We start from the raw sequence: 21,770 nt of genomic DNA on the forward strand, positions 1-21,770 counted from the left end.
TGGGATCATTCAATTGATCTGCCGATTAATGTTTAACTGATCGGCATTAGAGCTTAGGCTCCTCTTTTTTGTTGTTGTCGTTTGTTTGTAATGCTTTAAATCACAATTCCCTCATTTAACTTCAGATCATTCTAAAACCTTGCACTGAGTGTGCTCTCGATACACGAATTGAATACGGTTTCCCCATACAATAAATACCATGATAGTGGTAGTGGGAAATGGATATCATGCATGATTACATTATTGTTGGTGGTGGTATTATTGGTGCATCAACAGCGTGGCAACTCAAGAAAAAATACCCTAAAAAACGTATTTTGCTGTTAGAGAAAGAGCAAGATTTCGCACAGCATCAGACGGGTCACAATAGTGGTGTTATACATGCAGGGGTTTACTATCCACCAAATAGCCTCAAGGCAAAGTTTTGTAAGCAAGGCGTGAACGATACACTCGCTTTTTGCCATAGACACAATATCCCAGTCGAAAATTGCGGCAAGTTGATTGTCGCGACCTCCCAGATCGAGCTTGAAAGAATGCAGGCGCTTTTTGAACGTTGCCAACAAAATAGCATTGATGTTGATCAGCTTGACCAAGACCAACTTAAACTCGCAGAGCCTAATATCACAGGCCTTGGTGCCCTCCGTGTCAAGCAAACCAGCATTGTTGATTATACTGAGGTGACTTGTGCCATGGTCAAAGATTTTACCGACTTAGGGGGGGAAATCAGTTTATTGACGGAAGTGGTGGCTGGGCAGGAGTTTGAGCATGAAATCCAGCTGACTTGCCTGCGCAAAGGCCAGAGCATGCAACTCAATACTCGGTATTTGATCTCTTGCAGTGGCCTAATGGCCGACAGATTGACAACCATGTTGGGTATAAAAACCAATTTTCAGATCATTCCTTATCGCGGCGAATACTATCAATTGAATGCAAAGCATAACCAGATTGTGAATCACCTTATCTATCCGGTGCCTGATCCAGACTTACCCTTCTTAGGCGTTCACTTGACCAAGATGATTGACGGCAGTGTTACTGTTGGTCCTAATGCGGTTCAAGGATGGAAGCGAGAAGGTTATTCTAGAGTGAACTTTAGTGTGCGGGATACGATGCAAATGCTCAGGTACAAGGGCTTTTGGCAAGTGTCACTTAAACACTATAAAACTGGCTTAGTCGAACTCTATAACTCTTGGTGGAAGCCCGCTTATCTTCGACAAGTTCAAAAATACTGCCCCTCGTTAACACTTAAGGATTTAAAACCATATCCAGCAGGAGTTCGTGCTCAGGCAGTGCTAGAAGATGGCACCTTAGTGCACGATTTTCTGTTTGCTGAGAGCATCCGCAGCTTACATGTGTGCAATGCGCCCAGCCCAGCAGCGACCTCCTCAATCCCTATTGGAGACTATATCTGCCAAAAAGTGGCTGAGAAGTTTGAGCCTGGCACTTAATTTGCTCGTATGTGAATGAGGACATTAATAGCGGCAAAGAGGCGGCTATAATACCTATCACGTAGGGCGAGGGTTAGACGATGAAAAAGTGGGGATTAGTTGTACTGAGCTTACTTCTTACAGGTTGTGGTACCAAGTTTGTTTACAATAATCTCGACTGGTTAGTGATAGAATATCTTGATGACTTCGTCGAGTTAACCACTGAGCAAGAAACCTTGATCAGCGATCAACTCGACAGCTTGACGAAATGGCATAAACAGCAAGAGCTTCCAAGCTATATTCAACATTTAAATCAACTGATTGAGCTTGATCCAAAAAAACTCACTGTGGTTGATGTACAGCAGCAAGAAGCTAAACTTCAGGCACATACACAAAGACTATTGCACCACATTGCCCCTGATGTTTCTGTCTTGGCTAAACAGCTTTCCGATCAGCAAGTTGAGGAACTCATGGACAGTATTCGAGTCCGTCATACTCGCTATAAACGTAAGTATCAAAAATTGTCAGAGTCGGAAATTCGAGAAAACTACCAAGAGAGGCTCACCAATAACTTGCAAGACTGGCTAGGTCCACTGACCTCAGAGCAAAAACAATGGATAGCAAACTGGACCTCTGAGCTTTATGTCACCTCCTATGATTGGATAGACCACCAGACTAAAATGCGTATCGAGATAAACCAGTTACTAAGTAACCGCTTAGACGATACTTATTTTGATCCTCATTTTGAGCAGTTGATGTTTAATCCAACCAGTTTCTACAGCGAAGAGCTGCAACAGAAAATCGCTCATAATAGGGCTACCGCTCATCAATATTTGGTGAAAATCATCAATGCAGTATCACAAAAGCAGATGGCTCATTATCGTGAAGAGTTAAAGGATTGGCGAGATATCGCGTTTGAAATCCATAACTAAAAAAGCGCCCGCAGGCGCTTAGAAGAGTTTAGAAAAAGCCCATGGGATTGACATCATAACTCACCAGCAGATTTTTGGTGTTCTGATAATGATCAAGCATCATCTTGTGAGTTTCTCGGCCAATACCTGACTTTTTATATCCGCCAAATGCCGCGTGTGCAGGATAGGCGTGGTAACAGTTGATCCAGATACGACCAGCCTCAATTTTTCTGCCCATACGATAGGCAAGGTTGGAATCACGAGTCCACACACCTGCACCAAGTCCATATTCAGTATCGTTAGCAATCGATAAGGCATCTTCTTCATCTTTAAATTTGGTGATGGCGATTACCGGACCAAAGATCTCTTCTTGGAAAACGCGCATTTTGTTGTGGCCAGCAAGTAAAGTAGGCTGGATGTAGTAGCCAGAGCCAATATCGCCTGATTGTTGAGCAATTTCACCGCCAAACACAACCTCTGCTCCTTCCTGTCGACCAATATCCAGATAACTTAATATTTTGTCGAATTGCTCTTGGGAAGCTTGAGCGCCAACTTGGGTGTTAGTATCTAGAGGATTACCTTGAACTATGCTCTTTGCCCGCTGCGCCACTTTTTCAACAAAACGGTCGTATATAGACTCATGCACTAACACTCGGGAAGGGCAAGTACATACTTCGCCTTGGTTGAAGAAGGCCAGCAATGTTCCCTCAATACACTTTTCTAGATATTCATCCTCATGGTCAAAGATATCAGGGAAATAGATATTGGGTGATTTACCACCGAGTTCCACGGTTGAAGGGATCAAGCTGTCTGCTGCACATTTTAGGATGTGCTGCCCGACATCAGTTGAACCAGTAAAGGCGAGTTTAGCGATTCGATGACTGGTTGCCAGTGCTTGGCCTGCTTCTCTTCCATACCCATTAACGATATTGATGACACCTGCGGGAATAAGATCGCCTATCACTTCCATTAAGACCAGAATCGACGTTGGAGTCTGTTCAGCGGGTTTAAGAACCACGCAGCAACCAGCGGCTAGAGCAGGAGCAAGTTTCCACGCAGCCATCAGCATAGGGAAATTCCATGGAATAATTTGTCCTACTACGCCAACGGGCTCTGGAAAGTGGTAGCTTGCGGTATTGACGTCAAGTTCAGCTGCGCTGCCTTCTTGAGCACGGATACATCCCGCAAAGTAGCGAAAATGGTCAACAACCAATGGTAGGTCCGCTGCTAACGTTTCGCGAATGGGTTTGCCATTTTCCCATGTTTCAGCGATAGCAAGCATTTCTAGGTTGCTTTCTATTCGATCAGCAATCTTAAGTAACAAATTAGCACGTTCACTAACGCTGGTAGTTGCCCAAGGCGCTTTAGCCTTGTGAGCTGCATCCAGTGCTAATTCAACATCGACCTCATTTGAACGGGCTACTTGACAATATGCTTGGCCATTAACAGGGGAGATATTGTCAAAGTATTCTCCAGACTGGGGCTTAACCCATTCGCCACCGATAAAGTTATCATAGTGGGTTTTGAATTTAACAACAGAATCAGCGTTATTGGGTTGTGGATAAATCATAAAAATGTCCTTATTTATTATTCAAATGGAGTTTGAACTCATTATTTGCGATGCAACACAACGCAAATCACAGGCCAAATGTTACAAGCTTGTTGTCAATCTCGTGTGACGCTAGAGTAGCTGGGCTCTCAGGCGCCTAGGTAAAGAAAAACCTGAGAGAAAACAAGGATGACCTCATTGTTACCTGTGCCACTTTGGTACAGGTAATGTGTTCAGATATGGAACAGTTATGGAACAAAAACTATTGCAGATGGATTCTTGGTTAGCTTCACCACAAGCCAAAGATCAATATCTTCTAAATTCCTCCCTTGGCCTTCATTATGGGGATCCAGACGTTGAACTGGCTTGGCTGCATGCGTTAAAAGTTGTTTGCTCTGGTATTCATTTACTGGTGCTGGGAGAGACTGGGGTAGGCAAAGGGGAGTTTGTTAAAGCGCTTCATCAACATAGTCACCGTTGTCACAAACCTTTGGTGACGGTTAATTGCGCTGCGTTACCCAATGACTTGATTGAAGCAGAACTATTTGGCTATGCACCGGGTTCATTTACGGGGGCAAACCCCAAAGGTTTCTGTGGACGAATTAGGCAAGCCGATAAAGGGATTCTCTTTCTTGATGAAATTGGTGATATGTCTCTGCAGGCACAGTGCCGCCTTCTATCGGTATTGCAGGATAAGCTCGTGACACCTTTAGGCTCAACCCGCTCTTACAGTATCGATGTAGAAGTCATCTCGGCCACGCACCAAGACTTAGAACACTTGATAGCCAAAGGGAGCTTTCGACAAGATTTGTATTACCGCCTTAATGGCTTGACTGTGGTACTTCCTGCATTAAGAAAACGCAAAGATAAAGCCGCATTAATTAGGTCTATTCATGAAAACTACCGTGATCACTCTCAGACAATCTCATTAGACTTAATTAAGTGCCTAATGAGTTATTCGTGGCCAGGGAACATACGTGAATTGGATAATCTCATCAAAGTTGTGACAGTCATGGCAGAGGGAACGGATGTTGTTGATTTCCAGCACTTGCCTTTGCAGTGGAGACGACGTTTTAGCCAAGCGAATGATAGACAGCTTCTGGATACAGATTTAAAGTCGACCCTGAATAAAGCTATCGAGGATGTATATATTGCCAACAGAGGGAATATCAGCAAGGTGGCCCGTGAATTAGGAGTGAGCCGTAATACGGTATATCGCAGATTAAAAGCTCAGAAGGTGTTGTGACTTCACTATCAAGATGACGTTTGAAAGCCCCCTCCTTGCTGTGCTTCTTTTACTAGAGCTTGACGTTTTTCTTCGCGTTTTGATGCCATTGGTGTATCTGTACTTTTGTCTTTCTTGGGGTGGGTGACTAACGCAAAGTACTTGTTTGTCATCATATCCTATCCCTCTAATCGTCATTTTATGTTGGAAGCTACCTATTACCTTTAGTTTACTGTTTGGACTAATTTGGTATGGCGAGTCGATAGCTGCTCCCATAATCAAAGCCTAGTCCATTTTCATTTCTTTTAATAATAATATTAATAAATATAAGGAATAATTATCGATATTATTAGTCAAAACTAACATTAGTACATTATAAATTTATTTAGTAAAACTATTTATTCTTCACTATTTATACTTTTCATTTAAAAATTAGAGGTTGGTTCATTACAAATTCAATTTATTTTAACAAATATAATCCTTGATTAATAAAAATACCCTAAGTTATTGTTTAAAAACAATTAATTTATTTAATGTTAATTGTGTTTTTAGTGGAGGTTATTTTTGGATGAAATGTCAACTCCTTAATTATTTACGGTTGTAATGCATTGCCTAATTAAATACTTTGAATATGCCTGATGGCTTTTTAAACAACATAATTATAGGTAGTAGTATGAAAAAATTAATATTATCAACGTTAGCTTTAACATTATTTGCGTCAAATAGCGCACTTGCAGAAGATAGATATAGCCCAAATGAGCTTCTTTATGGTGGTGTTAGTATTAGTGCCGATGGTGTATTGACTTCTAAAGCTAGCTTTGCCTGTGCCGCACCAACAGATGTCGAGTTCACTATGAGCACTGATAATAGTGTTCAATTAGCGATTAAAGATACGCTTATTGACTGCCGCATGATCCCTTGGGTTCAAGAGTTTAGCATCGACCTTAAACCACTACTTCAACAGTATGGTTATCACCAAAGTGAGCTAAGCGTCGTAAACAAAATTACTTTTGAACAAGAGTAGTGTTCTGTTTTTGAAGCATCCTCTCCCATTTTAATGAGAAGTAATTAATCAAAGAGGCGATGATTTTATTCCCCGTAAAATCTCGCTTCTTCTATTTCAGCTACTAGACTGGGTTAGCGTCCAAGGAGCACCATCAGTAGGCACATTTCCTGTGACCACCATTTAGTACGATAGATCCTTCCAGGATAAGTCAAAAATTACTATAAATACATTATAAAACTAATTATTAAAATTATTTATTATTCTGTGGTTATATTTTTATTGAAAACTTAGATATTGTTTTATTATAAATGGAATGCATTAAAATAAATCATGGTTTTATTGTATAGAATTTATAAGACTTTTTAAATGATTAACATATTTAATGTCATATCCATTTTTAGTGATGTTTATTTTTGGAGGAAATGTCAACTCCTTAAGTATTTACGGTTGTAATCGACTGCCTAGTTAAATAGTTTGAGTGTGCCTGATGGCTTTTAAATCAACATAATTATAGGTAGTATAATAAAATGAAAAAAGTAATTTTATCAACGTTAGCTCTGACTTTATTTGCGTCTAATAGCGCACTAGCAGAGGATAGATATAGCCCAAATGAGCTTCTCTATGGTGGTGTTAGCATTAGTAGTGACGGGATACTGACTTCTCAAGCCAACTTTGCTTGTGCAGCTCCAATGGAAGTAGAGTTAAAGACGAGCTCAGATAATAGTGTTCAAGTTGCTATTAAAGATAGGCTTATTGATTGTATGATGGTCCCTTGGGTTCAAGAGTTCAGTATTGACCTTAAACCACACCTACAACAGTACGGTTACCATCAAAGTGAAGTCACTATCGTCAACAAGATTTCGTTCGAGTTACCAGAGTAATTTGATTCCGAGTTCTGAAGTTGTTTTCTAACTTAAATGTAAATTAATCTTCAAAAGAAGCGATGACTTTATTCCCCGTAAAGTCTCGCTTCTTTTTAGTGCGATTTATTTAAGTTCTTTCGCTAAATATAGGCGCAATAGAACCTAAGCCTTGGTTAGTTTAGTGTCCAAGGATCACCATCAGTAGGTATATTGTTTTGTGACCACCATTTAGCACGATAGGTTTGTCCATGATAAGTCACAAGATCATCGGTATTGTAGGTCTGTGTTGAGCTCCATTCGTGTATTTGGCCATCATCTTCAGCTTGCCAAACAGCGTTAGTTCCCGGTATATCACCTTGTGTCCACCACTGGGCTGTGTAATTTACGCCATTATATGACACTTGATCTCCGGTATTATAAATGGCTTCTGGATCCCAAGTCCCACTTCCTGTTTCTTCATCAGTAACGGTGATGACACGTTCATTGGTTGTGGTCTCACCTGCCGCATCGGTGACTTGATAAGTGAGGGTGTATTGGCCAACCACCGCTGTGTTTACTTGTCCGGAAACCTGAATATCAGAATTACTAATATCACCATCTTCAGCATCGGTAGCGCTTACGCCTTCCATAGGATCAAAGTCTGAGTTGACCAAGATGGTTTCATTGTTTACGCCGTTTATCACTGGCGCTGTGTTATAGACGGTAACTTGCCTGATCTCTTCAGTCGTGTTGCTGTCTGAATCAGTCACCGAGTAGGTGAGAGGGTAGGCACCGACTCTGTTAGTATTCACTTCGCCACTAACGACAACATCTCCCGTTAAATCTCCATCTTCGGAGTCATAAGCAGAGACGCCTTCCATTTTGTCGTAGCTACTACCAAATGGTGTACGGTCATCACTAATACCACTAATAGAAGGCTTGCCATCAGTTGGAGGAGGTGTTTGACCATGAACATAAGGACCATAGTCTTTGACAAACTGCTCATTGTATTGCTGACCGCTGCTATTGGCTCCCATATCCCAGTTGACCGACCAAGTCATAATACCGCGCAATGGCTGTCCTTGGTCTTTTAGGCTATCTAAAGACTTATACATATCATTAGGGTCAGTCACGAAGCCACTGGCTGCTGCATCTGGGTTAGCCGGAACGCCAAATACCAGTTTTTCATGTGGGATTTTAGTATAGCCACGAGTGCCATTAATAATACTATCGGCAATGTAATAGATGAATACGTCTTGGTCTTTATAATTTTGCGGAACCCAAGTGTTTATTTCATCGACCCAAACACCATCCCCACCTTGGTTATAAAACTGTGGATTGATAAAATCGTAATAGCCTTCAAGAGCCGACAGATACGGTGTATAAGCCCCACCTGACCGCAAGTATGGGAACTCTGGTGCCATGGTAATCATAAAGTTTTGCCCCTGAGCCCTATAGTGATCTTTCACTATAATGAGGGCAGCAGGTATCACAGTCGCATTATCCGCTGCGGTAATCGCAGCTTGCTCCAAGTCAATATCTAAGCCATCAAAACCATAGGTATCCACTAGGCGAATAATTTCATCAGCAAGTGCCTGCTCATCTCCATTACGAAGTTCAATATGCGCGTCGGCACCGCCGAGTGCAATCAGAACACTTCGACCTTGTTCATTGAGGTTCGCTATCTGATCTTTGAACTCTGCCTCAGACATACCAATGCTTGGGTCTAGTTGAAAAGTTGGAATATGGCTTGTTGCTCCTTCATGGACTTTCATGAAAGAAACGTTGACGACATTATATTGTGGGTCAACTTCGCTAAGTTCTACGCAAGGAGCATTTCCCCCTTGGTAACCACCACCATCACACCAGTTATGCCAATAGCCAACCAACACATTGCCATCTTGATCAACCAGCTGTTGCCCATTACCAGCGACGGCTTGACCACTGCCTAATGAAAGTGCAGATAGAATACTTAATGCTAAAGCTGTTTTTCTGTTCATTCCTTTAACCTCCAATATGCTTATTTTTCAAAGCTAATTAAGTGCTCGGATTGACGCTACATAATCTTGAGTGGAGAGTAAAATTTAATGACAGAATACTTGGGACTGCTCCAAGTAATTTGATACAAATGCAAATTATATGCTTAAATATATATATTTAATAAATTTAAACGCCATTTTTGAGTTGATTTGTGAATATGTATTTTGCGTACTCAATTATATAAAGAGGCAAGAATGAGCAAAAAGTTCATTCTTGCTTCTTTATATGAATTTATGGGGCTTGGCAGAGGTTATTCAGCGATCTGGAGTGCTAGTCGCTTTAATGCCAATTTGGCGTCGGCAGTTTGGGCGGATATCTGTTCTACGGCTACTTTTTCTGCGAAGGTCCGCTTTTTCTCAAAATCGATCGGCCGACCATCTTTCCAAAGCTCAAAATGCAGATGTGCACCAGTAGTGCGTCCTGTATTACCGCTAGTCCCTATTTTTTGTCCTTGAATCACATCGTCTCCTCGCTGAACAAAACGTTTGGATAAATGAAGGTAGCGAGTTCTTAAACCATCTGGGTGGAGGATGACAACGTAGTTACCTGCTAATGGATGGTAGCGAGAAACCACCACACGTCCAGAAGAAATACTGACTACTGGCGTGCCGATAGGGACGGCGTAATCCGTGCCCATATGAGAGGTGACTTTATGGGTAATAGGATGTCGACGAGTAGGGTTAAACTGTGAGCTTACTCTAAACCGACGCGACACGGGGGAAAGCAGCAGTTTGTCTTTATAAAAGTGTTCGCCATCAGAGCTAAACAGAGCGCCTTTATCATCGCTGTAGACATAAAACATATTCTTATTGTCTCGATACAAAAAAGCCTCTAACTGATTTTGATCATCGATCTTAAACGCAAACTTACCTGAGCGAGAAACTGACTGAATAAAATCGAACTTACCGGATGCCAAAGAAGTTAAATAACCTATGGTATCTGGTGAGGCGCCAGACGCTAGTGCTGAACCATAGAAAGAATACTCAACAGAGCCGCTAAAAATGTCAGGTTTTACCGTCGCAGGTAAAGGAGGTAAAGCTTGCTTGGGGGGGTGAATGGTTTCTAGTACCACTTCTTTAGATTCGAAATGATCGGTATCGTTTTCACCAAATGGTATGACTTCGATGATGGCACATAATGCCAAAGGAATAAGCGCCAAGTGCCAAAAAGACAAAGAATCTTTATAGCTTTTATGCTGAATAGACGTTGAATACATGAGAATGCTTTTTTAATTTTTCGTCAATCATAGAGCTTTAAATAGGGAAATCTAGCGAAAATTTAGGCGTAGCATATAAACAAGATGGTCTAGATAAGAGAGTTTTGGTTGGTTTGCCGAGCAAATATCTAATTACTGAGTGCTGTTGTTTTTCAAAATGAATAATTCTTTAGTGGAAAGGCATTTTCTTATAGTAAATATAACTATATACGAAAGTTGTTTTTTTGTGGTAAAAGTCCAATGAATGTATATATAAAGTATATATTGTCGTGTCAGTTTAAAAGTGATAATGAAGTGAATATTGCAGCCTCACTGTTAAGCACCAGGTTAGGGCGCCTACGTTAAATGTCAACTTTGTCTACGTTTACATACAAATATTTGAACTAAGCCACCAAATTTTATTGATATTTTCGTTGTGTCTACATTGATTAATGAGCGAAATTAATATTAAAACGTGCTGTTTACTTGCCAACAAGATCAATTACCTAGTAAGACAGTGAAATATACCTGTCAAAGTGAAGTTTGAAGCATAAATTTCGCCACGTTGCATTGTTGGCACCAGTTTGTATAGTAGCGCTGCACCCGAGGGTGCTATCCTGCACAGGTGGTTATGACTATCTGTTTTTAGTATCTGAAAATGTAGTTGATACTTTGACGCGATATTTCATCGCGTCTTTTTTTATCTTGCTGTACGATATATTTTTCAGATCTTAGTGGTAATTATGTTAGCTTGATTAGGTTGCAAATATCTCAATTATACGTACAATGGCTATCGCCAAATCGTAATTAACCCCTTTGGGGTAACTTGTTACCGCAATCAAAAAACATTAATGGTTGTGGAGAACTAAAATGCAATTAATTTGCAAATTTGTTCCGGGAAATACACTTTCTAGGGACGTGTTAGACTATATCCTGTCGCCAGATGAATGCATCGGGCAACTTTCGCGTACGCGCAATCTTCAAGACGTGGTCGGACAGCTTCCCAAGCCTCTGTCTGAGAGTCTTCCTCAGTCGGCGAAGAAAGACATCCACCGTTTACATGCCGCCATTAAACAGCGTCTTGTTCGCGCTGATTGGGTTGCTGTGTCATCTTTTGCTCGTCGTAGTCCACTTTCAGAAACCCAGCTTCAGGCATACCCTGCGTTAAAGGCGCGCATGGATAAACTTTCCGCTCAGCCAGAAAAGAAAGTGGTAAAAGCCAATTATGCCATGGTCACTGACGACGTACCCTTGGCACGAAATCTGGTTTATACCCCAGTTGAGCCGGCACCAGACAAAAAAATCGTCGTCGAGTTTGCTGGCCAATGGCCGAGAAATTCGGCTAGTTTGCTGCTGACGAAAACAGAGGCTCAGAAAGAAAAAGTCAGCTATCCAAAGCCAGATGTTAAAGCTAAACACCGTGGTCTTGTCACGTTTAAAGGCTTGGAAGATGAAGCGAAAAACCTGTATTTGTCCATTCCACTGTCAAACCAAACTCAGCCGATGAATCTCCTGTTGGCAGAAAACGTAATGCCAGTGGACGAAAAGCAAGAGATGCCAGAGTGGGACAACGTTTTAGTCCCTGTAGTGCCAATGTATTTTAACAATGCAGAAAAGTCTGAGCAGGCTGCGGCAAGACATATGTCTGGTTACATTTATGTGTTGTGGCAGCAAAAAGTGTGGCGTGAGTTGGAAATCACTGACAAAGGCTACTTTGCCGATATTAATATTGAATACTATCGCGCAGCAGAACCACAAAGCACTACACCAAAACGTCACGCCGATATTTGCATCACCGCTCCAGAAACAGGCAGCCCATATTCCTATGAGCCTTATCAGATTGTTCAAAATGGAAAAGTGGTATGTGAGGGGATGTTAAATGATGTTGGGGAAGCTCGGGTATTTAACCTCATTGAAGAAGAAGTTGACGTTGTTATGACAGACTATGACCCTCAAGTGGTGGTGACAGTTGCAACAAAACTCAGTCCCTTTAAAGGCGCGAATTCAAAACTTCGCGAGGCAACGGGTAGGCCTATGCCACATATTTGGCTGCCCTATAAAATCTTGGGTGAGGTGCAAAGTGTTTTTGTTTATTACAGCGCCAGCCAGCTCAGTAATCAGCAACTCTCCGCATTGGAATCAGACCCAAGTCAAGCAACAGAAATAACCGATTGGGATCACTATTCTAATGCCCAGAGCTTTAAAACTGCGCAAGGCGTCACGCGCGCGTTAGCGTTACCCGATATTTCACAAGATCAAGCACTTGAGTATGCTGTGATCGCCAGCCAGCTAGAAAAAAATATCGCTGGCGTGTATATCAATGGACCAGTGAGCGCATTAACCTTTGCCTATCCTAGTCATCCTACGTTGGATGAGTCGGACGATTATTTTGAGCTGCGAGAGACGGAAGGGGATTGGTGTCAGCGTACCTATCTAAGAGACTGCGCGCGTAATGAACAAGCGGTTCGATATATTCAGTTTTCCGGCTGGCCTGCTGAGGTGAAAAATGTTGACTTGGTGAGAGGTTATCTCGGCCACAGCCGTCATCAACGTGACAATCAAACCGTTATTTTTAGCGATAAAAAATTGAGTGACTTGTTGGCCTACAAACCCCAGTAAGTGCGGACTTGTCAATGAATATACGTGGGCAGCGAGCTGCGTGCGTGAAAAACAATAAAGAGAAGACTATGAAAAAGCATTCAATCTTAACCTTGCTTGCGTTGGCTTTGCTGGCAGGGTGCAATGGTCAAGATACAGAGCCTAGCAAGCAGGCCGAAGTGGTCAAGGAGCAAAAACCGCTTACGGTTGAAGAGAAGATTGCGGCAAAAAATGCCCAGCAATGGGAAGATGGCCGCGTGTACATCACAGAGCATAACTATCTGATTTACGATAAAGACACAGGTAAGCCGCGCCATTTTGTGTTTAAAGCCAAAGAATGGCCGCGAGAAGATCTCAATAATAAAGACTCGTACGATTTACCGCGTGTGGTGTTTTACTGGGATAATGGAACATACTCTTCTGATGACTTGTATGAGCAACGAGATAAAGTGTGGAGCATTAAAACCGATGGCACCGACCTTCGTTTGGTGGCCGATGAATTTAACGGTAAAGTTCGATTGGTGCGTATGTCGCCCAATAATCGTTATTTGGCGCTGGCCTATTCCGCCGAAGAAGGCATGTTTAAGGTAATTAAAGATCTTAAAACCGGTGAGTATATCGAGCTTGGTCGCTCGCGCGGTTACCCCGAGTTTTTATGGGCCGAAGACAGCAGCTACCTCTACTATGTGGATAAATTTAAAGACTGGAAATACACCCTAAGCAGCGGAGAAAAGCAGCAAGTTGAGACCAATTTTAATGAATATTCAACCATCTATAATGGCAAGCGTGTGGCTGTACTTGACTACGCTGTCGGGGTGTATGATGAGAAAACAGGTAAATGGTTATACTCAGTATTCCCAGAAGAAAAAGGTGGCGACTTAGATGAAAAAGAGTTTCGTAAAAAAGGTATTAGCCCAACAGGACATTACGTTTGGGTAGAAAACAGTAATAACCGCCATGTTATAGATGTTTTCAATCGTACGGTTGAATCTGAGAAGGTAAAAGAAAACCAATCGGGAGATTTAGAGGGGTTACATATTTTAAGTAAAGATGCAAAGTACTCCCGCACAGCCGGAGCTGCTCAAGTACTCTTGACAAAGTTGAGTGATAAAAAACACATCCAAGATTATGTAATTTGGAATCAGATAGGTACAGGTCACTTAGCTCAAGGCTCATCACTTTACAATGCGTTTGCCAATAATGGCGACTTTGTTAAGGGGGAGGCATTATGAGTACTTCCCAACAGGACAAAGCGATTCCGATGTCAGCCGAGTATTACTTATTTGGCGTGTACTTCCCAGCAACAGAAAATGATCAAGGTAAACAAACTTACCCCACATGGCATGCAGAAACGAGCTTAATCGATAATCAAGAGATTACCAATGTGCGCCCCTTGGCTCGGGTGCCATTGATCAATATTACCGACAGCGATAAGCCTCAGCTTTGGGCTGCTGGGCAGGATTTTACTCTGAGCAAACTCAATAGTGGTCAGCCAACCGACACTGGGGTATTTGAAGCACTAAAACCCGAATCCCCGATTCATACCCTTGGATCTGAAATTGCCCTTTCTCACGATGATAAAAGTCACACCAAGCAATATGCCTTTGCATTTGCGCCTTTAACTTGGAGTTAATCCGTATTTTCGCGTCATTAACAATGCGTGGGCAGCGAGCTGCGTGCGTGAAAAACAATAAAGAGAAGACTATGAAAAAGCATTCAATCTTAACCTTGCTTGCGTTGGCTTTGCTGGCAGGGTGCAATGGTCAAGATACAGAGCCTAGCAAGCAGGCCGAAGTGGTCAAGGAGCAAAAACCGCTTACGGTTGAAGAGAAGATTGCGGCAAAAAATGCCCAGCAATGGGAAGATGGCCGCGTGTACATCACAGAGCATAACTATCTGATTTACGATAAAGACACAGGTAAGCCGCGCCATTTTGTGTTTAAAGCCAAAGAATGGCCGCGAGAAGATCTCAATAATAAAGACTCGTACGATTTACCGCGTGTGGTGTTTTACTGGGATAATGGAACATACTCTTCTGATGACTTGTATGAGCAACGAGATAAAGTGTGGAGCATTAAAACCGATGGCACCGACCTTCGTTTGGTGGCCGATGAATTTAACGGTAAAGTTCGATTGGTGCGTATGTCGCCCAATAATCGTTATTTGGCGCTGGCCTATTCCGCCGAAGAAGGCATGTTTAAGGTAATTAAAGATCTTAAAACCGGTGAGTATATCGAGCTTGGTCGCTCGCGCGGTTACCCCGAGTTTTTATGGGCCGAAGACAGCAGCTACCTCTACTATGTGGATAAATTTAAAGACTGGAAATACACCCTAAGCAGCGGTGAAAAGCAGCAAGTGGAGACCAAGTTTAATGAATATTCAACAATCTATAATGGTAAACGCATTATCGCCTCTGACTTAGGTGTTGGTGTATACGATGAAGCCACCGGTAAAAGGTTGTATGGTGTGGTTCCAGATGAAACCAGCAGCGTAGAAGACGCTCGTTTTCGAAAGCGTGGGATTAGCCCTACTGGGCGTTATGTATGGGCCGAAACAGCTAACCTACGTTATTTAATTGATGTGGAGAATAAAACGTTTCAATCAGAGATAAAAGATGGGAGCGTGGTTGGCAAATTCGAAATGCTGGCACTAATTAGCAAAAATGGTAATTACGCCCGCAGTGGTGGAGCAGCGCGAGTTTTTCTTTTTGAGTTAAATAACCAGCAACAACTAGAGCAATATAAGGTGTGGAAACAGATCGGTACGGGCCATCTAGCACAGGGCTCATCACTTTATAATGCCTTTGCCAATAATGGCGACTTTGTTAAGGGGGAGGCATTATGAGTACTTCTCGAGAAAATAAAGCCATTCCAATACCAGCCGAGTACTATCTATTTGGTGTGTATTTCCCCGCGACTAGAAGCCAAAACGGGGAAGACGAAGAAATCACTTACCCAACATGGCATACAGAAACGAGCTTAATCGATAACCAAGAGATTACCAATGTGCGCCCTTTGGCTCGGGTGCCATTGATCAATATTACCGACAGCGATAACCCCCAGCTTTGGGCTGCTGGGCAGGATTATACTCTGAGCAAACTCAACAGTGGTCAGCCCACTGAAGGCGGCGTGTTTGAGGCGCTAAAGCCAGAATCCCCAGTTCATACCCTTGGATCGAGCATTGCCCTTTCTCAAGGTGATAAAAGTCACATCCAAAAATACACCTTTCGCTTTCCGCCCTTGCCACTGATGGCGTCATTGGCCGATTTAAGCGAAAAAGAACTCAGTGATAAAATTGCTCAGCTTAGTGGCAAGCTGGAAAATAGCCAAGCTGAACTGACTCTAACGGACATTAGCCCTGCTCAACTAGCGCCCCCTTATAAAGCCGACGCCAGCGGCCAGTTAACGCCAGATCAGCAAACCTATAATAACTGGCATCAAAAGGTCAGCGAGGCTAAAAAGCCGATTCAAGGCTTTGTTTTACCTGTGGTGGCCAGCTGCGCTGTGGTGTTTTCAGACAAAGGGTATGCAGGTGCTATGGTTAGCTTGCATAAATTTGTCGTTACTGAAGAAGATGGGATTGAGGTTGGCAAGTATAAAAAACTAGGTGAACTAGACGTTCAAGCCGTGTTACCGAAAAATATAGAACAAGAGGATGCCAAGCAATACCCATGTGCGTTATTTCATCTTGATCCGGCTGAGTTTGAACAAGGTCTATACAGTATTCGGGTCGAATTCAATCCTAACCTGATGGAAGAAATACCTGATTTTATAAAAGGTGCTCAAATAGAAGAAAAACGGTTTGGATTAAACACGGGTTACCAGTATGAACTGCGTGAAAAAATCACTTTTTCGCCACAAACGCCATTGGGCCAGTTTGCTGTTGTCAGCGGTGATATGATTTCGCTCGAAGAGTCACTGATGTACCAATACCCGCAGTACTTTAGCGAGATGAAGCACTACCTGACCGGCAACCCTGAAGGTAACGCGGCCACCACCCCAGCGGCCAGAAGCTTAGTACTACTGAAAAACATTCGCGACGCCTCAGCGCAGCTTGGTGCAGGTCTAATGAGTGGCAGTTTGCAACAAACCCTAAACACAGACGGCAGACAAGCGGTATTTAACAATATTTCCAAACTGTATTGGGATGCGGTGAAATCGGATATGCCGGAGGCAATGAAAGCGGCAGGTGAGCTGTATTATGGACTATACAGCACGGCAGACGCATATCAGCAATTGAAGAATTTGCATAACCCAACGCTGGCGAATCTTGGCTGGAAAGCTCTGTTTACCGCTAAGGTGTTTGATCGCCAAACCGCGCTCGCCACCGCCGTATCGACGGCCATGGAAGCCAGGCTTGGTCATCATAGGGTTGTGGCAGGGCGCGTGGCGCAAGCTTGGTTTAGCGGCGGAGCAACGCTGGGGTTAACTGGGGTAGGCACCATCAGTAGCGGCATCGATCTGTATACCAAAGGTAAAGCCGTTTTGGAAATGGCCAAAAAAGCGCAAAAAGCCAAACAGGGCATAGGTGACGTTGCTTATGACTATCTGGACAAAATTCCGGTTTGGAACACCAGCCGAGAAAGTCAGCAACAAGGTATTGAACAGGCGCTAGAAAAAGCCAGAGCCGACGCGGGCGATGAGATCACCGCGACCATGGTCAATAACGAGCGCGGTGCAGGGATTAAAATTGAGTTTAGCTTTAATTCACGTGAGAGTGAGCTTGAGCAGAACGAACCGGTCTTTCGCCAGTTAGCCACTGCGCTGGCTGAGGTGCTAAAAAGCGAAACCAACTTACGAGTCGAAATTGAAGGCCATGCCTGTCAGGTGGATACCGAAGAAATCAATATGAAGGTCGCAGCGGAGCGGGCTAACTACGCCAAGCAATTGCTACTCGAATGTTCAGAGGTATTTAAAGACAAGATTTCTTTGGCGGTATTTGGTGAAAGTAAACCCCTCTACATACCGAAAAAGGGCGAAAGTGTCGATCGTAATAACCCCAATCTGCGTCAAAACCGCCGAGTGGAAATACGAATGTATTTGCCGTCGCTGGATGTATTGTTTCACCCCAGTCGTTATGGCTCGCAGGCCATGGAGCGCTCGCGTTTAGCCCTTGAAACAACCATGACCAATGAAGACAAAGCCGAAGTGGAGCTGCGAATGGCCATTTTCGAAGGCATTGTCGATGTGGCGTCGTATATTCCGGTGATTGCTCCAGTCGCACGCGGGGTATTGCTTGCCAAGGAGAGCAGTAAAGCGCTTATTTCGGCGGTTAAATGTATTGATAATGCCTTTCTGGACTCTTTTTTAACCGAACTCAACCAAAAGCATGATCTGGTGCGTGAGTTAGAGCGCTTATCTAAGATTCATATTGAGCTGTTGGCGGAGCTTCGTGATACCAATACAAAACTAGAGCAAACTTTCCACAGCTATAAAGACCTCGTCGACTTTTTAGACAGCGAAGAGGCGCAAAAAGAGTTGCTCAAGCGTTACCAGCTTAGAGCGCTCGCCATGAACGGTTTGATCTTATTACTAGCAGATTTAGGTATGCGGGCCAAACATCGCTCAGATGGCAATTTTAAACACTTGGTCGAGCGATACAAAGTCAAGCAGTACATTGAGCAATACATACTCAGTGATCACTGGTCTGTAAACACCATTAAAGGCACGACCTTAGCCGCGGACTGGAAAAACCGCTGTGATGATGAATACTACGCGGACATAGAAAAGAATATGCCCGAAGGCAGCATGTATGCGCCACTGCCAAGGCGAAGAGAGTCGGCAGCAGGTTATTATCCTTACAGTTATATCCCCAAGCAAACCGTGCCCGAAGCAACAGGCGCCTTTAACCGCGTGTTTCCTGTACAAACCTTGCTTTACGATCATCCGCAAGAGTCGATGTTTGATAACTTTGCTAAGTCGTTTAACCCGCAGGTGTATGAGCTTAAACAAGAAGCGATTGGTTTCTGCCGGGTCTTGATTCAATCGGCGCGTAAAACCCCACAAGATAAACCCAAGTGGTTGGCTTACCAAGATTGGATTCGTCAAGCTGACAACGAATATGTTGGCCCATATGATAAAGTCAAAGTGCAGATAATACTGAAAAAACAGTATGACTCGCCGCGCATGGTGACAATTGGTTGTGACAGAGTGGATGGGTACAATATCCAAGGCCCAGCGTTTAGCGATTGGATGCTACCGATGAAGGTCAGTGAGTTTAAGCATGACCTAAATGGTGACATCAAAGCCTATTATGCCAAGCAGGGGTTGGATGATGATGGCACACTGATTGCCATCGAACATATTCCTTCGTATCGCTTTGGTGAAGTGATGATCGACGGGTTAAAACCCATTACCTCAAAAGCGAGATTGCTCTTAACCGATACGCTAATTGGTATGGCAGCTTCTGCTGATGCTCGTGGCTACAACGCCAATTATAACTATGGTCAAACCGATTCTTTTACCCGTTATGTTGAGTCCGGTGGTTTTAGAAATATGCGTTACTCTCTAGCAATCAGGCAAAAAGATGGCAAGAGTGGGTTTCATCTCCCGATTGAGTTTGTCGAAGGTCAAGAGAGCCGTGATGAAGATGAACTTCATGTCGGCGCGTTAACCGAGACCAAATCAGTGCTGCTCAACACCAGTGTGGGTGAGCACTATTTACAATTGCGTGAAAAAGACGTCTTAATCGAGAGCTTTACCCTGCGCAGCGAAGAAGGCAATAAAAACACCATCCCTGTGCTAAGTGGGATTGATCAGCAGGTAGTGGCGATTGAGACCAAAGCCTCGGGATTGAACTTTTTTAATCCACGTAAATGGTATGATGCGGCTGATAATATCCATCGTGACGGGTTTAGTTGGGGAAATCGTGGTAAACAGGACCCCGCCGCCATTTATATGCTGCTATTGGGTGAAAAAGTAGCCAAAGACATTCCAAAACTGGATTGGCAATCGGTCAATATGTGTATGCAGTTAGGGTTAGATGGTAATGAAGGCGATATGGTTAAAGGGCCAATTTATTATACCCAAATGCATCATGTTGGTGAGTTTAAACGGGATGCTGGTCATTGGGCCTTTAATGAGGCAGAGCGCGCCGATACACTCAGCGATATGAGCCTAATGCGAGGATTTTTGGACCAAGCGGTGAAAAACCTCAAGACAGACAATGACCTATCTCGCGCTAAGGAGTATGCGGTGTACTGTATGCGCTTTGAGCTTGGCTATGTCTCCCCAACGGGGGTTAACCTCAAAGGCCTCAGACCTTTTGGTAAAGTGATTGGTGGAAAATACAATCTGGAGCTGTCGGTAGCGCACCTTAAACAGGTAGGATTAGCAGGTTGTGAAGACTATGATACAAACCGAGATTTGGTGATATCTATTCCTTCCTTACGTAGCGATGCAGTCTTGGCTGGTAACTACTTTGAGGATATGCCTTGGCTAGTTGAAAAGGAGTCATCAGAGGAAGGTGTTGATAAATCGGCAGCTGAAACATGGAAGAAGTACGACAAAGCCAAACGAAAAAAATGGCTCAAAGATTGGATTGAGAACCAGCCAACTAAAGTACTAGCGCCTTATCCACTGGAAAAATCGCTCGATAATCCAAACTAACAATGCAACATATCTCAGGGGCTTCGGCCCCCTTTTTTCTAATCCCATTCTAGGTTCGTTGACTTTATTAACCATATGATTCATATGATTAATATTCTTTAAGCGGTTTCTTCTCTATTGGTTTAACTCCTCACTTTATGACCAAAAAACCTTTTATATCAATATATTAATAACTTGGAATTTGTTGAAAAGAAATGAGTTTCTTAATCTGGAGCAGAATAATACCGTGATAAGCCATGCTACTTTTTCTCAGGCTACTTCGTGTATTTTCGTGGCTGTGCTCTTTTAGGAATCCTTATGAAATTTATATAGTTAAGCCGTTTTGCAATAGAAATTAATTTTGATAGATGCTCTTCTGTATATCCCGTTTACCCCACATGGTTTGGATATGAATACTGTAAATTTAAATACTGCACACCCGTCTGCTCACGCTCAATCATCTGTTGACGCCTCTTCAACCAAAATTGAGACAAGAAGCCCTACTTTTATCGGCGACCTGTTAAAACAGCATGTCACTAATATAGGCCGGAATAAGGACTTCATGTATGCGATGACTTACCACTCAGATAACGAGTTCGGGGCGATTCACCAAGCCGATAAGGCCGATTTAATGACGCGACTAGAGAAAATTTGCTCTAATCATAAGGGCGATATACCAAATAAAAAATTTATTGACTGCATTCATGACTGGTATTTAAGGATTCCGAATGAGTCACGAGTATCCTCAGGTGGCGATCCAAATCAACACCTGAGTAATAAAGGCATGGATATCGCCAAGATGATCATCGCAGCAAACCCTAATCTTGGTAGTGGCAAGACGTCGCTTAGAATTGTCGATATTGGTGGTAATGACGGTAAGCTGACTCACTTTGTAGCTAAGCACTTAGGTGACTTAACGGGCAAGCCTGTTGAACCTTATGTTCTAGAAGTTCAAACGGAGACATCTTGGGATCAAAACAGTCGATCTGTAGCGCTTCCCGATGCAGGGAAAAACGAACCCGTTAAAACGATTTATTACAATGGTACAGACATAAACACAGGTTCGGTATCGGGAGAAAAAGCCAAAAACCCTCTAACGGATGGTACCTCTTTTGATGTCGCTATGTATCAGCATTCCTTGCATCATTTTCCTAGTTCGGTTGCCCAGCAAAACAGCTTAAAACAGGTATCAGATATGCTTGATAAGAGTGGTGTGGTTACGATTTCAGAGCATAACAGCGCGCTGAGCGAACATGAGATTGATCTGATGCACGCGGTCACTGAACTCTATTCGGAAATGGATAATAATCCAGCCATATCCAAAGAGAAGCTACTTGATTGTTACGTAAGCTGGCGGTAAACCCCATCTAATCATTTCCTTTTAAATTCGGTATTGT

At 43.0% G+C, this 21,770-nt stretch carries 15 protein-coding genes and 1 pseudogene; 11 read left to right on the forward strand and 5 right to left on the reverse strand.

Annotated features, from left to right (window positions below; genetic code table 11):
- The first annotated feature begins 218 nt into the window (after positions 1-218).
- Both lhgO and AAFM34_RS15475 read left to right on the forward strand, forming a co-directional pair.
- Entirely contained in the window at positions 219-1,442 is a 1,224-nt protein-coding gene (gene lhgO / locus AAFM34_RS15470) for an L-2-hydroxyglutarate oxidase (RefSeq protein WP_341664322.1), read from the forward strand.
- 80 nt (positions 1,443-1,522) lie between these two features.
- Positions 1,523-2,353 (forward strand): DUF6279 family lipoprotein, encoded by an 831-nt coding sequence (locus tag AAFM34_RS15475; protein WP_341664324.1) that lies wholly within the window; start codon positions 1,523-1,525, stop codon positions 2,351-2,353.
- A gap of 28 nt (positions 2,354-2,381) precedes the next feature.
- On the opposite strand, the gene AAFM34_RS15480 is transcribed toward AAFM34_RS15475, so the two are convergent.
- On the reverse strand, positions 2,382-3,902 hold the full coding sequence (locus AAFM34_RS15480) for an aldehyde dehydrogenase family protein (protein ID WP_341664326.1): 1,521 nt from the start codon (positions 3,900-3,902) through the stop codon (positions 2,382-2,384).
- 229 nt (positions 3,903-4,131) lie between these two features.
- Here AAFM34_RS15480 and AAFM34_RS15485 point away from each other — a divergent pair, with 229 nt between their 5' ends.
- Positions 4,132-5,127, forward strand: coding sequence for a sigma 54-interacting transcriptional regulator (locus tag AAFM34_RS15485; protein WP_341664328.1), 996 nt, complete (start codon positions 4,132-4,134; stop codon positions 5,125-5,127).
- Between the two features lie 8 nt (positions 5,128-5,135).
- Here the strand turns inward: AAFM34_RS15485 and AAFM34_RS15490 are convergent, their stop codons facing one another.
- The gene (locus AAFM34_RS15490) at positions 5,136-5,282 is read right to left on the reverse strand and encodes a hypothetical protein (RefSeq protein ID WP_341664330.1); all 147 of its coding nucleotides are present in this window, start codon (positions 5,280-5,282) and stop codon (positions 5,136-5,138) included.
- 497 nt (positions 5,283-5,779) lie between these two features.
- Between AAFM34_RS15490 and AAFM34_RS15495 the strand changes: the two genes are divergently transcribed.
- Positions 5,780-6,130: a hypothetical protein gene (locus AAFM34_RS15495; RefSeq protein WP_341664332.1), complete on the forward strand. Its 351-nt coding sequence runs from the start codon at positions 5,780-5,782 to the stop codon at positions 6,128-6,130.
- 509 nt (positions 6,131-6,639) lie between these two features.
- Positions 6,640-6,993 carry a hypothetical protein gene (locus AAFM34_RS15500; RefSeq protein ID WP_341664334.1) on the forward strand — a complete coding sequence of 118 codons (354 nt, stop codon included), beginning with the start codon at positions 6,640-6,642 and terminating at the stop codon, positions 6,991-6,993.
- 155 nt (positions 6,994-7,148) lie between these two features.
- On the opposite strand, the gene AAFM34_RS21015 is transcribed toward AAFM34_RS15500, so the two are convergent.
- The 3 genes and pseudogenes from AAFM34_RS21015 to AAFM34_RS15510 all read right to left on the reverse strand — a co-directional run bounded on the left by AAFM34_RS21015 (position 7,149) and on the right by AAFM34_RS15510 (position 10,210).
- Positions 7,149-7,325 (reverse strand): carbohydrate-binding protein, encoded by a 177-nt coding sequence (locus AAFM34_RS21015; RefSeq protein WP_371833281.1) that lies wholly within the window; start codon positions 7,323-7,325, stop codon positions 7,149-7,151.
- A pseudogene (locus tag AAFM34_RS15505) lies at positions 7,302-8,954 on the reverse strand (immunoglobulin-like domain-containing protein); the annotation flags it as partial. The gene AAFM34_RS21015 and the pseudogene AAFM34_RS15505, both read right to left, overlap by 24 nt.
- A 290-nt stretch (positions 8,955-9,244) precedes the next feature.
- Positions 9,245-10,210, reverse strand: coding sequence for a peptidoglycan DD-metalloendopeptidase family protein (locus tag AAFM34_RS15510; protein WP_341664338.1), 966 nt, complete (start codon positions 10,208-10,210; stop codon positions 9,245-9,247).
- A gap of 849 nt (positions 10,211-11,059) precedes the next feature.
- On the opposite strand from AAFM34_RS15510, the gene AAFM34_RS15515 reads away from it, so the two are divergent.
- From AAFM34_RS15515 to AAFM34_RS15540, 6 genes are all read left to right on the forward strand, one after another.
- Positions 11,060-12,808, forward strand: coding sequence for a hypothetical protein (locus AAFM34_RS15515; RefSeq protein ID WP_341664340.1), 1,749 nt, complete (start codon positions 11,060-11,062; stop codon positions 12,806-12,808).
- 68 nt (positions 12,809-12,876) lie between these two features.
- Complete coding sequence (locus AAFM34_RS15520; RefSeq protein WP_341664342.1) at positions 12,877-14,019, forward strand: Tricorn protease domain-containing protein; 1,143 nt, start codon at positions 12,877-12,879, stop codon at positions 14,017-14,019.
- Positions 14,016-14,420, forward strand: coding sequence for a hypothetical protein (locus tag AAFM34_RS15525; RefSeq protein WP_341664344.1), 405 nt, complete (start codon positions 14,016-14,018; stop codon positions 14,418-14,420). The genes AAFM34_RS15520 and AAFM34_RS15525 overlap by 4 nt, the downstream gene beginning before the upstream one ends.
- 71 nt (positions 14,421-14,491) lie before the next feature.
- Positions 14,492-15,631: a Tricorn protease domain-containing protein gene (locus tag AAFM34_RS15530; protein WP_341664346.1), complete on the forward strand. Its 1,140-nt coding sequence runs from the start codon at positions 14,492-14,494 to the stop codon at positions 15,629-15,631.
- Positions 15,628-20,394, forward strand: coding sequence for an OmpA family protein (locus AAFM34_RS15535; protein ID WP_341664348.1), 4,767 nt, complete (start codon positions 15,628-15,630; stop codon positions 20,392-20,394). The genes AAFM34_RS15530 and AAFM34_RS15535 overlap by 4 nt, the downstream gene beginning before the upstream one ends.
- Positions 20,395-20,782: 388 nt before the next feature.
- On the forward strand, positions 20,783-21,733 hold the full coding sequence (locus AAFM34_RS15540) for a hypothetical protein (protein ID WP_341664350.1): 951 nt from the start codon (positions 20,783-20,785) through the stop codon (positions 21,731-21,733).
- Positions 21,734-21,770 lie beyond the last annotated feature (37 nt).

This window comes from Vibrio sp., assembly GCF_038138445.1.
In the GTDB taxonomy this organism is placed as follows: Bacteria; Pseudomonadota; Gammaproteobacteria; order Enterobacterales; family Vibrionaceae; genus Vibrio.